Raw genomic sequence first — 12,779 nt, 5'->3', positions numbered from 1 at the left:
ATGTCGAACATGATGCGGGACAGCCAGATCATGGCGCAGATCAAGGACGAGAATCTGGGCTACATGTCCGACATGGCGCTCGAGCTGGCGCAGATGGCGGAGGACACCGGACTGACGACGCTCGCCTATCTGTTCCGGATGGCCGCGCTGGAGGCCTCGACGGCCCACAGCGCGCTCGCCGAACCGGACGACCTTCCCCGGCGGATGACGTCGCACTAGACCTAAACCCTTTCTTGCATTTCGACGAATTTTGCACCCTCTCTTCGGCCTGCCGGCGAGAGGGTGCTCGTTTGGGTGCGGCAGGTTGCCCCAGCCTGCACGGCAGCCTTCTTGCAGGGTCGATCTCGATCGCATGCATCGGCATGCAACAAAGTGCATGTTTGGTGTCGAATCGCTCTTGCCTCGGAACGATACTGCCATTACCCATTTTTCGGCCTTGAAGAGGCAGGGGGAGCTCTTTCACTGATGGCGACATTGTTCGAACATCGGCGCGAAGCTGTGTGCGCCTGAAAGAGTCTTGATGCTGCTCGTCGTCGAACAGTTCTTGAACGGATTGCAGTTTGGCCTGCTGCTGTTCCTGCTCGCCGCCGGCCTGACGCTGGTGTTCGGGATCATGGATCTCGTCAACCTCGCGCACGGCTCGCTCTATATGATGGGCGCCTATTTCGCCGCGACCTTTGCGGCCTGGACCGGCAGCTTCCTGCTCGGCGCGCTGATGGCGTTAGGGGCCACGCTGGTGCTCGGTATCGTCCTGGAGGTGACGGCGCTGCGGCATCTCTATGGCCGCGACCATCTCGACCATGTGCTCGCGACCTTCGGCCTGATCCTGTTCTTCAACGAAGCCGTGCGGCTGATCTGGGGGCCGGCCGGCCTTGCGCTCCCGCTGCCGGCCTGGCTCACCGTGCCGGTGCCGATCCTGCCCGGCATTCACTATCCCGCCTATCGTCTCGCCATCATCGTTGTGGCGCTGCTGGTCGCGCTCCTGCTCTATCTCGGCGTGATGCGCACCCGCATCGGCATGCTGATCCGGGCCGGCGCCTCCAATCGCGAGATGATCGGTGCGCTCGGCATCAACATCAAGCTGCTCTACACGTTGGTGTTCGGTTTGGGAGCCGCGCTCGCGGGCCTAGCCGGCCTGATGCAGGCGCCGATCCTCACCGTGCAGATCGGCATGGGCGAGAACATCCTGATCCTCGCCTTCGTCATCATCGTGATCGGCGGCATCGGCTCGATTCGCGGCGCGTTCCTCGCCGCGATCTTCGTCGGCATGATCGACACGCTCGGCCGCGCCTTCCTGCCGAACCTGTTGCGGCAGGTGCTGAGCGGCGCCGCTGCCTCCACCGCCGCGCCGGCGCTGTCGTCCATGCTGATCTACCTCCTGATGGCCATCGTGCTGGTGGTGCGGCCGGAGGGGCTGTTTCCGGCCAATCGTCGATGAAGGCTTTCACAGTGAGCAAGGCCGTCACGGCCCTTTTGCTGGCGGGCCTCGTGCTGCTGCCGCTCTATTCGCAGCTCTCCGGCAACATCTTCATCCTGACGCTGTTCACCCGCATCATCATCCTGGCGCTGGCGGCTGCGAGCCTCAACCTCATCATGGGTTTTGGCGGCATGATGAGCTTTGGTCACGCCGCCTATCTCGGCATCGGCGGCTACGCCGTAGGCATGCTCGCGCAGGAAGGCGTCGGAAGCGGCTTCATCCAGTTTCCGGTCGCGCTCGCGGCCTCCGCGACTTTCGCGCTCGTGATCGGCGCGCTTTCCTTGCGCACCCGTGGCGTCTACTTCATCATGATCACGCTTGCCTTCGCCCAGATGGCCTACTACGTCGCCTCGGGGCTGGCGCGTTACGGCGGCGACGACGGCCTCACCATCTACAAGCGCAGCGACTTCTCCGGCTTGATCGATCTCGGCAATCGGGTGCAGTTCTACTATCTCTGCCTTGCCTGCCTGTTCGGCGTCATCTTCCTGATCTGGCGCATCGTCAATTCGCGCTTCGGCCTCGTCTTGCAGGGCTTGCGTTCCAACGAGCAGCGCATGCAGGCGATCGGCTTTCCGGCCAAGCGCTACCAGCTGGTCTGCTTTGTCATCTCCGGCACCATGTGCGGCCTTGCCGGGGCGCTGCTCGCCAACAACACCGATTTCATCAGCCCGGCCGTGATGTACTGGACGCGTTCCGGCGACCTCATGGTGATGGTGATCCTGGGCGGCATGGGAACGCTGTTCGGCCCCGTCATGGGCGCCGTCGTGTTCCTGTTGCTCGAAGAGTTCCTGTCGCAGATCACCGAATATTGGGCCCTGATCATGGGCCCGCTGCTGCTGCTGATCGTCCTGTTCGGCCGCGGCGGCATCATGGGCGCGTTGGGGAGGGCTGGCCGTGGCTGAACCCTTGCTCCGCGTCGAAAAGCTGGTGCGTCGCTTCGGCGGCATCATCGCGACGGATCACGTCTCGCTCGACGTCGCGGCAGGCGAGCTGCACGCGATCATCGGCCCTAACGGTGCCGGCAAGACCACGCTGATCAGCCAGCTCACCGGGCATCTTTCCCCGCATTCCGGGAGCGTTTTACTCGGCGGCCGCGACATCACTTATCTGCCGGCCTACCGCCGCTGCGCGCTCGGGCTCGCGCGTTCGTTCCAGATCACCTCGCTGCTGCTCGATTTCACCGCCGCCGACAATGTCGCGCTGGCGGCGCAGGCGCATGCCGGAACGTCGTTCCGCTTCTTCGCCAACGCGCGCAAGGAGAAGGGCCTGCGCGATGCCGCCCATGCGGCGCTCGATCGCGTCGGTCTCGCCCATCGCGCCGACGTCGTGGTGAACAGGCTCAGCCATGGCGAGCGGCGCGAGCTCGAGCTGGCAGTCGCGCTCGCGAGCAAGCCGAAATTGCTGCTGCTGGATGAGCCGATGGCCGGCCTCGGCGTCACCGAATCCCAGCGCATGGTGAAGCTGCTCCAGGAGCTGCGCAAGGAAGTGTCGATCGTGCTGGTCGAGCACGACATGCCGGCGGTGTTCGCACTCGCCGATCGCATCTCGGTGCTGGTCTATGGCCGCGTCATCGCCTCCGGCGATCCGGCCGCGATCCGCCAGAACGAGGACGTCAAGCGCGCCTATCTCGGCGATCAGCATGTGGTGACGCATCATGGCTGATACGCTGCTCGACGTCGACGGCATCGAGACCTGCTACGGCCTGTCCCAGGTGCTGTTCGGCCTGTCGCTGTCGATCAAGCCGGGCGAGATGGTCTCGCTGATGGGCCGCAACGGCATGGGCAAGACCACCACCATCCGCTCGATCATGGGCTTGACGCCGGCACGCGCCGGCAGCATCCGTTTTGCGGGTGCCGAGATCAGGCAGCTTCCCTCGTACAGGATCGCGAAGCTCGGCGTCGGCCTGGTCCCCGAGGGACGCCAAATCTTCCCGAACCTCACCGTGCGCGAAAACCTGGTCGCGGCCGCTGCGGACCGCTTCGGTAGCAGCAATCCGTGGACGCTGGCGGCGATCTACGTGATGTTTCCGCGCCTCGCCGAGCGCGCCTCCAACATGGGCAACCAGCTCTCCGGCGGCGAGCAGCAGATGCTCGCCATCGGCCGCGCATTGATGACCAACCCGAAGCTTCTCATTCTGGACGAAGCAACCGAGGGCCTTGCGCCGCTGATCCGCGAAGAAATCTGGAGCTGCCTGTCGCTGCTCAAGAGCCGGGGACAGTCGATCCTGGTCGTCGACAAGAACGTCGACCATCTCGCCCGGATCTGCGACCGCCACTACATCATCGAGCGCGGCAAGACGGTGTGGAGCGGCACTTCCGACGAACTCATGGCCGAGCCGGATCTGCAGCACAAATATCTGGGAATCTAGCGCTTCCGCTGGCGAAGTGAGGAGCGGAATGCCAGTGCCTCACGTTCAGCGTCGTCCTGGCGAAGGCCAGGACCCATACCGCGTGATCCATCGGCTGCGGTCGGTATCAGTTCCGGGTGAAGAGTCTTCGCCAAACGTCCCCTTGGGTGCCAGACGTCCCCTTGGGGTAATGCGTCCCGGCCTTCGCCGGGATGACATCGGTCATCACCAATAGATCCCGTGGCGGTGCAGCTCGCGGATCACCCGCGCCTCCGTCGACGACTGCCGGCGCTTCGGCTTGGCGATCTCGGTCTTGGTTGCTTCCCGTGTGGCGGCGGGCCGGGCGGGCGATATAGAGGCGGGAGCTGCTGCGACCGGCGCGGTCGATGCCGCCGGAGCCGTCGTGGCAGTCGCTGCTGACGTTGGCGCTGTCGCCGCCGTCTGCACATTCGTCGATTGCGGGGCCGGCGGGGCTTGGGTGGTCTGTGGCGTCGTCGCCGGCTGCTCCGCCTGTTGGCTCGTGCCGCTCGCCGCCAGGCTCAGGCCCCGCGGACCGCCGGCATGAACCTCCGTTGCGAGCAGCAGCAACGCAGCGATCAGGATCAGCTTGCGCATGACAATCCCCGTCATCCGGTCAATTTATCTTACCCAATTCGCCTGCAGCGCCGACTAACGTGGGAGGCGGTGCATGCCGATCTCGATCAGGGTGGTCCGACAGGACAAGCGATAGATCAGGCTGAAAAATTGATCCCACATGACCTAACTCCGCTGTTGATCATGGAACGCAGTTATAGGCCGCGTGTCTTTCCGGCGGTTTTCGCGGGATGAGGAAAATGGCTTCGTCCGGAATGGCGCGATGTCGTCGGAACATTCCGGAAGAAGTCGCCTCACGGGAGCGTGAAGCAATGCACCGGTTCGAGCTGGCTGAAGTAGGCCATCGGTGCCGGATCGAGCCGGACTTGCTCAGAACACCTCGAAATACTCGCGATGCTCCCAGTCGGTCACCTCGGACAGGAAGCGATCGATCTCGGCGTTCTTGATGTGGGTGTAGTAGTCGACGAATTCGGCCCCGAGCTTCTCGCGGAAGAAAGGGTCATCCTTCAGCGCGGTCACCGCATCGCGCAGCGATTTCGGCAATGGCGGCGCTTTGGTCTCGTAGGGCGTGTCGGCCGAGGGGCCGGGATCGAGCTTGCGGTCGACGCCGTCGAGCCCTGAGAGAATCTGCGAGGCCATGTAGAGATAGGGATTGGCGGCGGGCTCGCCGATGCGGTTCTCAAGGCGCGTTGCGGCATCATTGGGCCCGCCCAGCACGCGGATCATCACGCCGCGATTGTCGCGGCCCCAGATCGCACGGTCCGGGGCCAGCGAATAGGAGCGGTAACGCTTGTAGCCGTTGATGGTCGGGGTGGTGAACACGGTCGATGCGCGGGCGTGATCGAGCAGGCCGGCGAGATAGGCCCTGCCAAACGCGCTGAGGGGTTCGCCGCCGTCTTTCGCCATGAACAGGTTGTCACCGCTCGCACGCGAGACGATCGACTGATGCAGGTGCCAGCCGCTCGCGAACATGTTCGGCAGTTTCGGTCGGCACATGAAGGTGGCGTGATAGCCGTGGCGGCGCGCGATCTGCTTCACGGCGCTACGAAACAGCACCATGTTGTCGGCGGCCTCCAGCCCCTTCTTCGGCGCGAAGGTGAACTCGCACTGACTCGGGCCGAACTCGACCTCGACCGACCGCAAGGGAAGCCCGAGCGCTACGATGTCACGCCGCAAAATCTCCAGCACCGGCTCCATCTGATCGAAACGCTGCTCGGTGAGATATTGATAGCCGTGGCTGAGCAGGCTGACCGAGGGCGGCGTGCCGGGCTGGCCGGCATCCTCGGCACGCATATGCGGGTCGTCGAGCTTGAAGATGTGGAACTCCACTTCGAGGCCCGCAATGAAGTCGCAACCGCGTGCGCCGAGTTCATCGAGTACGCGCTTGTACAGCCCGCGCGTCGCGAACGGCACCGGGCGGCCATCGTTGAAGTAGAGATCGCACAGCACCCAGCCCGTCGTGGGCGCCCAGGGCAAGACGCGAAAGGTGGCGGGATCGGCGACCATCAGCACGTCGGCGGCGCCCTCCATCTCCTTCATGCCGAAGCCGCCGCCCGCCGTGAACACGGGGAATACGGTGCGGTGCGAGGTGTCCTTGGCGAGCATGGTCGTGGTGATGGAGCAGCCGCTCTCCAGCGAGGCGATCGCCTCGGAGGCGACGATCGTCTTGCCGCGCAAGATGCCGTGCTGGTCGGGGAAGGCGAGGCGGATGACCTCGAGGCTCCTCTCCTCGACGATGCGGCGCATGCGCTGAGCTGCGTCCCTCTGCTCATCCGACCACAGCCTATGACGCGCGACGAAAGTCACTCGACTACTCCCCCGATAGCTGGCGTTCCGGGATGGTCCGAAGGACCGGGCCCGGAACCTCGAGATTCCCAGGTGCGCAAGTGCGCCCCATAGTTCGATCCTATTGCATCGCCCCGGAATGACGATGCTTCAAAAATCACTCTGCCGCAGTCAGCCGATGCACCTTGCCAGCGATCTCCTTCGGCACCGGTGCGGTCCAGGGCGCGCCGCGGCGGCGCTTGACGTCGACCTCCATCCAATAGGTCTCCCAGCCCCGCGTCGGCCCGATGCCGTCCATGGTCGCCGGCCCCTGGATGCTGCGCGCATTGGCCTCGTCCAGGAACAGCATCGGCTTCTCGCCGCCGGAGACCTTCTCGATCTCCTGGCGGAGCAGGCGGCGGTATTGCACGATCGCCTTGTCGCTCTGGCCGAGATGCTCCTTGGTGCGGTCCTGGATCGCGCCCATCGATTCAACCGCCCACTGGTCATGGACGTTGATGTCGTTGCCCATGCCGGTATAGGTCGCGGTCTGCTGCTCGTGCGGATCGAAACCGTAATCGTTGCTGCGGTTCTTGCGCGATTTGTAGTCCGGCAGCTCATAGAGCTCGAGCCGCTGGTCGCGCATCTTCTGCTTGTCGACCGGGCTCGTGTAGCTGGTGAAGATCGCGTACCAATAGCAGTTCTCGTCGTCGACCGGCACGTGCCATTGCGTGATCGTCATCTCCGTGCTCATGGGGATGACGAAGCCGTGCGGGAAGAGCTGGTTGGTGACGCGCACATGCGTCCGCTCCTCGTCGATCTCGCGCAGCGCGATCAGCCTGAGACCATATTCGGTGTGCTCGACATTGATGATCGGGCGGTCGTATTCGCGCAGGATTTTCGTCATCGGCAGATCGCTGCCGGCGGAGGCACCGCGGAATTGCTTGCCGTACGCCGTGGACGTGTCCTCGTCCTCGAAGAAGCGGTGCAGATAGGAAGCGTGCGCCGGATCGATGCCGACCTCCAGCGCCTGCAGCCAGTTGCACGCCATGTGGCCCTTGAACGCAAAGGTATGCGTGCCGGGCGCGACGAAACAGTCGATCTCGGGGAATGCCGGCGGTTCGCCTTCGCCGAGATAGGCCCACAGGATTCCGCTCTTCTCGACCACGGGGTAGGAGCGCTGGCGGATATTCTGGCAGAGCTTCGAATCCTTCGGCTCGGCCGGCGTATCGATGCACTGGCCGGTGGCGTCGAACAGCCAGCCGTGAAAGGCGCAGCGCAGGCCGCCGTGCTCGAGCCGTCCGAAGGCGAGGTCGGCGCCGCGATGCGCGCACTGGCGGTCGATCAGGCCGTAACGTCCAGCCTCGTCGCGGAACAACACCAGATTCTCACCGAGCAGTTTTACGGGACGGATCGGCCGCGCCCCCTCCAACTCGTCGACCAGTGCCGCCGGCTGCCAATAGCTCCGCATCAGCTTGCCGCAGGGGTCCTTCGGCCCGGTGCGGGTGATCAGGTCGTTCTGCTCCTGGCTCATCATGGCGCGTGCATCCTTGTGGAGTGGCGTTTGTTCGCCTATTGAACGAATGGGCGAATTATGACATGTCTTGGAACGGCAGCAAGCACTATTTTGCAGGATTGTCCCTCACCCATGCCCAAGCTGAAGCGAAACGAGAGCGAGGAGCGCGCGACGGACTTTGTCGAGAGCCTCGATCGCGGGCTGCGCCTGCTTCAGTGCTTCGGCACGACGGCCGGGCCGATGACGTTGAGCGATCTCGCCCGGGCTGCGGAGCTTCCGCGCGCCACAGCGCGGCGCATGCTGTTCACGCTCCAGCGCGGCGGCTTCGTCGCCGGTGACGGAAAGCTGTTCTCGCTGACGCCGCACGTGCTGACGCTGGCAGCGTCTTACCTGCGCTCAAACCAGCTCGTTGCGGTGCTGCAACCCGTGCTCGACCGCATCGCAACCGCCGCGCAGGAGATCTCCTCGCTTGCCGTGCTCGACGGCGACGACGTCGTGTTCATCGCCCGCGGCGGTCCGACGCGGGTCTTCTCGGGTGGCCTGGAGATCGGCTATCGCCTGCCGGCCTTCTGTACCTCGGTTGGCCGCGCCATGCTCGGTCAGCATGACGATGCCGAGCTCGCCGCGCGGCTGAACGCGATGACGCGCGAGGCGCTGACGCCGCAGACGGTGACGGATCCCAAGGCGCTGCTCGCGCGCATCAGCGCCGACCGCGCGCAGGGCTATTCGCTGGTCGATCGGGAGGCCGAACCGCATTTCCGCTCGATCTCGGTTCCGGTGCGCCGCTATGACGGCGTCATCGTCGCCGCCGTCAACATGGGCGCCCATGTCGATCGCGTGCCGGCGCAGGAATTGATCGATCGTTTCCTGCCGTTGCTGCAGGAGGGGGCGACGTCGCTGCGGTCGCAACTTCTGTAGTTGCATTCCCGTTGTCTCGAAGCCGGTGCTATAGTGGATCGAGGCATGAGAGAACAGGGAGGACGCCATGCATCATACCATGGTTCCCAGTGATCGCGTGGAGCGTGTCGCCGTCTATGGACGCGACGGTACGAAGCTCGGCACGATCGAACGGCTGATGCTCGACAAGATCAGTGGAATGGTTGCCTATGCCGTGATCAAGACCGGTGGACTGCTTGGCACCCATCATCACTACCCTCTCCAGTGGAGCGCGCTGAAATACGACCCAAGGCGCGAGGCGTTCCAGATCGAGTTGACGCTGGACGAACTCAGTAGCGGCCCGTGCGAGTTCGACGGCGATGCGTTCGACTGGGGCGACCGTTCGCGGTCCTACCCGCATCCGCACTACTGGTCGGTCTAGCGAGTAAGCCGGCCTGGCAGCCCGCTCTCGGCACCGGACTGGCCTGGGCCCGAGCCGCGGCCGCCGAGCCGCGTCTGACGTGATCGTCCGGCTATCCGGCGAGCGGCTGTTCGCCGACTTTGGGCCAATAGGTGCCAAAGCTCCAGAGGCCGCCCTCCGGATCGCGCGCGGCGAAATCGCGGCTGCCATAATCGGTCGTGTAGGGCTCCATTTCGATCTTTGCGCCAGCGGCTTTCACCTTCTCGTAGAGCGCGTCTGGATCATCAACGGCCAGATAGACGGCATCTGTCCGCCGGCCGCTGATGTCACCAACCCGCTTGGCGTAGGCGTCGTCGCGATGCGCGCCCAGCATGAGGATCGACGATCCGAACGCCAGCTCGGCGTGAATGATCGTGCCCTCCTTGCGGTACACCAAGTGTTCAGCGAAGCCGAGAACGTCCTTCAGCCAGGCGATCATCGCCTCCGCATCCTTGCAGCGCATCGTGTGGTAGAGGCGCGGCGCTTCGTAGCCGTTCGGCTGGTTCATGAAACCCTCCAAGTCCGGTGCAAGTTCGGCGCAAGTCCTGGCAAGCTTGTTGCGACGCCGACCCTAGTTCGAATCATGGCGGCCGGCTTGAACAAATGGGACTTGACCGTTGCCTCGCGCTGTCCTGGCGCTAGCCCCCGCCGTCCCGCATCAGGCGTAGATCGACGACATCGAGCCGCGCGGCCCATCCGGTCGGCGTCTCGCCGCTGAATATCCGGAAATCGCGAGCAAGATGCGCCTGGTCGGCATAGCCGGCGTCTGCTGCAATTGCGGCCCAGCCGCCTGTGCCGTCCGTCCGGGCAAGCGCACAGGCCCGATGAAAGCGCAGCATCTGGGCCAGCGTCTTCGGCGGAACGCCGATCTCGTTGTGGAAGCGACGCGTGAGATGCTTGCGGCTCCAGCCGATGTCGGAGGCGATGTCGGCGATCCTGATCGCGCCTGCGCGTCCCCAGAGCGTCTCCAGGGCGAAAGCTACCGCTGGCGAAGGCTCGTGGACGGCGCGGCGAAGCACGAAGTCTTCCACGATCTCGAATCGTCGCTGCCAGCCGACCGCCTCGGCCACCCTGGCGCGGAGGTTCTCACCATCGCGTCCCAGAATGTCGTCAAGGCCGACCATGCGGGCGGTCAGATCGGGCACGGCTCCTCCGAAGAAGCGATACGCCCCGAGCGGCGTGAAATCGACCTGAACGCATTCGGCGCGGCCGTCGGATTCGATCAGGACCGGCCCGGGAAAGAGTCCCGCCGCGAAACTCGGTCGAGCGTCGGCAGCATCCGGTTGGTACCCGAGCGCGATACGGAAGGGCGTTCCCAAGTTCACCAGCAGAGGAAGCGCAAGCGGCGCGGCGTGGCGGAAGGCGGCCAGGCCGAGGCCGCGCTCGCGGTAGAACGAGATGCTGGAGACCAGCCGCGCAAGGCGCGGGGAGGCAGATCGACGGATGACATCGGCAGGTGCGTCCATCGCGCGTCTCGCTCGTTCGCGCGCAGCATAGCGTCGCGACGGCGCCCGTCCAGGTGTATCGCTACGGCACCGTGCTCTGCCGCGCTTCCGCCTCACGCTCCATGTCGCGGCCGGACAGATCCTCGCCCTGCATGTTGGCATAGTCACGTGCCATCTCGCGCATCAGGAACTTTGCCGGGACGTCGTGATAGCTGCCGCGGTCGTTGACGTATTGCATGTAGGCACGGCCTTCGCCGTCGAAGGGGTGCAGCAGCGCGTCGGTGTGGCCGTCGAAATCGAGCGGCGCCACGCCGACCTTGGCGCAGAGCGTGTCGTTGAACGTCGGCGTCGCCTTGCGCCAGGCGCCGTCGACGAACACTTCCGTGAAGCCGTGCCAGGTGAAGATGTCGGTGCCCATGCTCGCGCGCAGCTTCTCGGTGGTGAGATGGTTCTTCACGTCGGCAAAGCCGACACGGGCGGGAATGCCGTGGACGCGGCAGGCGGCCGCATAGAGCGCAGCCTTGCCGACGCAATAGCCTTGACCGGCGGCGAGGACGCTCGATGCGCGAAAAGTCTCGGCGACGCGCATGCTGACATAGGGGTTATAGCGAATGCCGTCGCGCACCGCCTTGTAGAGCACGCTGGCCTTTTCGCGCGCGCTCGCATCCGCGCGCACCGCGTCTTTCGCGAATTGTTGCACCGTGGGATGATCGCTGTCGATGTACTCACCGGGATCGGTGTAGAGACGGCGGATGGTATCGGGGAGGGTGTCGGTCATCTCGATAGCTTAGCAGGCGATTTGTCCGGAATTCAATTCAAGCAATGCATGGCGCATTGCGCGAGAGCATGGGCGCATCCTCGATTTGCGTCGAGGCGCTGCCGTATCAAGGCCGGTTGCGCATCCAGTCGGCGAGGCCCGACATTGCGCGATCGAGATCCTGGCGCGCGGCGATATCAATCACCGTCTCCTCCAGCGCTCCACGCATGCAGAGCATCCACGCATCGCGCTCGGCATCGCCGATGGCAAAGCCGATGTGCCGCTGCCGCAATCGCGGATGGCCCTTCTCGGGGGAATAGAGCTTCGGGCCGCCCGTCCATTCGGTGAGATAGCGCTTCAAGACGTCCCGGATCAGGCCGAGATCGTCCGCATGCATGGCGCGGATGACTTTCGCTTCCGGCAGCGTGTCCATGCGCTCGTAGAAGCGGTCGACCAGACGATCGATCGTGGCGCTGCCGCCGATCCGATCGAACAGGGAGACGGTCGCGTCGATATTGGTCATACGAGGACGGAGCTCAAAGCGCGACGCTGCGCAGGCCGAAGCTGCGGGCTTCGTTCTGCAGCACGGGCCGCACCGCGTCGATCAAGCGCGCGGCAGCGGCATCGACGCTCAGTCCTGCCGTGTCCACGACCGCAGTGGCGCGCGAATACAGCGGCTCGCGGCTGAGCAGGATGTTGCGCAGCTCCGCCATTGCGGAGCGATCGTCCGCCATCGGGCGCAGATCGCCCTGGCGGCGGACGCGAGCCATGTGCTCCTCGGGCTCGGCCTTCAGCCAGATCGTGTAGAACGAGGTCAGGACCTGGTCGAAGGTCAACGGCTCGGAGACGATGCCGCCGCCGGTTGCCAGCACCATCAGCTCGTTGCGCGCAAGCAGCTGTTGCAGCGCCGCCTGCTCCATGCGGCGAAAGCCTTCCTGGCCGTAGAGCGCGATGATCTCGGCGACCGAGAGGCCGTTCTGCTGCTCGACCTCCTTGTTGAGCTCGACGAAACTCCAGCCGATCTTTTTCGCCAGGATCTTGCCGAGCGTGGACTTGCCGGCGCCGCGCAGGCCGATCAGCGCGATGCCGCAGAATGGCGCGCGCCGCGGCGCGGAGGCGCTGCCGCCGGCGAGCAGATCCTTGGCCTGCGCGATCTGCGCCGGCGTCGCCTTGCGCAAGAGGTCGCGAAACATCTGCCAGTCCGGCGTCGGATCGGCCGAGGGGAGCAAATCTTCGAGGTGTGCGCCCATCGCGTCCGAGACGCGGCGCAGCAGCACGATGGAGACATTGCCCTTGCCGCTTTCGAGCTGCGCGATGTAGCGCTCCGAAATCCCCGATACCTTGGCGAGCACCTTGCGCGACATGCCGCGCAGTGCGCGCATGGTGCGCACGCGCTGACCGAGCTGTTCAAGAAATCGGGATTCGGCGTCGGGACTTTCGGTCATGTTCCTTCTTTACGGATGTCCTGCGGCGCGTTTTAATGAAACATAATGCCTGATGGCATTGACAGCAAGCCGCCGCGGTGTCTTTCTATGAATTATAA

General features: G+C 64.6%; 15 protein-coding genes. 7 read left to right on the top strand and 8 right to left on the bottom strand.

The window, feature by feature from the left end; all coding sequences use genetic code 11:
• From ACSHT2_RS18825 to ACSHT2_RS18805, 5 genes are all read left to right on the top strand, one after another.
• Nucleotides 1-219 carry a hypothetical protein gene (locus ACSHT2_RS18825; RefSeq protein ID WP_271527320.1) on the top strand — a complete coding sequence of 73 codons (219 nt, stop codon included), beginning with the start codon at nucleotides 1-3 and terminating at the stop codon, nucleotides 217-219.
• 301 nt (nucleotides 220-520) lie between these two features.
• On the top strand, nucleotides 521-1,438 hold the full coding sequence (locus ACSHT2_RS18820) for a branched-chain amino acid ABC transporter permease (RefSeq protein ID WP_036042790.1): 918 nt from the start codon (nucleotides 521-523) through the stop codon (nucleotides 1,436-1,438).
• Nucleotides 1,435-2,379, top strand: a complete 945-nt coding sequence (locus tag ACSHT2_RS18815; RefSeq protein ID WP_440635674.1) for a branched-chain amino acid ABC transporter permease — start codon at nucleotides 1,435-1,437, stop codon at nucleotides 2,377-2,379. Before ACSHT2_RS18820 ends, ACSHT2_RS18815 begins: the two co-directional genes overlap by 4 nt.
• On the top strand, nucleotides 2,372-3,139 hold the full coding sequence (locus tag ACSHT2_RS18810) for an ABC transporter ATP-binding protein (protein WP_440635672.1): 768 nt from the start codon (nucleotides 2,372-2,374) through the stop codon (nucleotides 3,137-3,139). Before ACSHT2_RS18815 ends, ACSHT2_RS18810 begins: the two co-directional genes overlap by 8 nt.
• Nucleotides 3,132-3,845 (top strand): ABC transporter ATP-binding protein, encoded by a 714-nt coding sequence (locus tag ACSHT2_RS18805; RefSeq protein WP_440635670.1) that lies wholly within the window; start codon nucleotides 3,132-3,134, stop codon nucleotides 3,843-3,845. The genes ACSHT2_RS18810 and ACSHT2_RS18805 overlap by 8 nt, the downstream gene beginning before the upstream one ends.
• Before the next feature lie 204 nt (nucleotides 3,846-4,049).
• Here ACSHT2_RS18805 and ACSHT2_RS18800 read toward each other — a convergent pair whose 3' ends face one another.
• The 3 genes from ACSHT2_RS18800 to ACSHT2_RS18790 form a co-directional block, all read right to left on the bottom strand.
• A complete protein-coding gene (locus tag ACSHT2_RS18800; RefSeq protein ID WP_440635669.1) occupies nucleotides 4,050-4,439 on the bottom strand; it encodes a hypothetical protein in 390 nt (129 codons plus the stop codon).
• Nucleotides 4,440-4,787: 348 nt separating this feature from the next.
• Nucleotides 4,788-6,224: a glutamine synthetase family protein gene (locus ACSHT2_RS18795; protein ID WP_440635667.1), complete on the bottom strand. Its 1,437-nt coding sequence runs from the start codon at nucleotides 6,222-6,224 to the stop codon at nucleotides 4,788-4,790.
• A 136-nt stretch (nucleotides 6,225-6,360) separates the two neighbouring features.
• Complete coding sequence (locus ACSHT2_RS18790; RefSeq protein ID WP_440635666.1) at nucleotides 6,361-7,719, bottom strand: aromatic ring-hydroxylating dioxygenase subunit alpha; 1,359 nt, start codon at nucleotides 7,717-7,719, stop codon at nucleotides 6,361-6,363.
• Between the two features lie 111 nt (nucleotides 7,720-7,830).
• Between ACSHT2_RS18790 and ACSHT2_RS18785 the strand changes: the two genes are divergently transcribed.
• Both ACSHT2_RS18785 and ACSHT2_RS18780 read left to right on the top strand, forming a co-directional pair.
• Nucleotides 7,831-8,616: an IclR family transcriptional regulator domain-containing protein gene (locus tag ACSHT2_RS18785; protein WP_440635664.1), complete on the top strand. Its 786-nt coding sequence runs from the start codon at nucleotides 7,831-7,833 to the stop codon at nucleotides 8,614-8,616.
• Nucleotides 8,617-8,683: 67 nt separating this feature from the next.
• Nucleotides 8,684-9,016, top strand: a complete 333-nt coding sequence (locus tag ACSHT2_RS18780; RefSeq protein WP_440635662.1) for a PRC-barrel domain-containing protein — start codon at nucleotides 8,684-8,686, stop codon at nucleotides 9,014-9,016.
• A 91-nt stretch (nucleotides 9,017-9,107) separates the two neighbouring features.
• Here ACSHT2_RS18780 and ACSHT2_RS18775 read toward each other — a convergent pair whose 3' ends face one another.
• The 5 genes from ACSHT2_RS18775 to ACSHT2_RS18755 form a co-directional block, all read right to left on the bottom strand.
• Nucleotides 9,108-9,542, bottom strand: a complete 435-nt coding sequence (locus tag ACSHT2_RS18775; protein WP_440635661.1) for a VOC family protein — start codon at nucleotides 9,540-9,542, stop codon at nucleotides 9,108-9,110.
• Nucleotides 9,543-9,672: 130 nt separating this feature from the next.
• Entirely contained in the window at nucleotides 9,673-10,500 is an 828-nt protein-coding gene (locus ACSHT2_RS18770; RefSeq protein ID WP_440635659.1) for a helix-turn-helix domain-containing protein, read from the bottom strand.
• 61 nt (nucleotides 10,501-10,561) lie between these two features.
• Nucleotides 10,562-11,257, bottom strand: coding sequence for a transglutaminase-like domain-containing protein (locus ACSHT2_RS18765; protein ID WP_440635657.1), 696 nt, complete (start codon nucleotides 11,255-11,257; stop codon nucleotides 10,562-10,564).
• A gap of 106 nt (nucleotides 11,258-11,363) precedes the next feature.
• Nucleotides 11,364-11,759, bottom strand: a complete 396-nt coding sequence (locus ACSHT2_RS18760) for a group II truncated hemoglobin (RefSeq protein ID WP_440635655.1) — start codon at nucleotides 11,757-11,759, stop codon at nucleotides 11,364-11,366.
• Nucleotides 11,760-11,772: 13 nt separating this feature from the next.
• Entirely contained in the window at nucleotides 11,773-12,681 is a 909-nt protein-coding gene (locus tag ACSHT2_RS18755) for a helix-turn-helix transcriptional regulator (RefSeq protein WP_028179034.1), read from the bottom strand.
• Nucleotides 12,682-12,779: the final 98 nt, after the last annotated feature.

Source organism: Bradyrhizobium sp. PUT101, from assembly GCF_052043945.1.
Taxonomy (GTDB): domain Bacteria; phylum Pseudomonadota; class Alphaproteobacteria; order Rhizobiales; family Xanthobacteraceae; genus Bradyrhizobium.
Note: the sequence above shows the minus strand (reverse complement) of the source record. Positions and strands in the feature narration are given on the sequence as shown.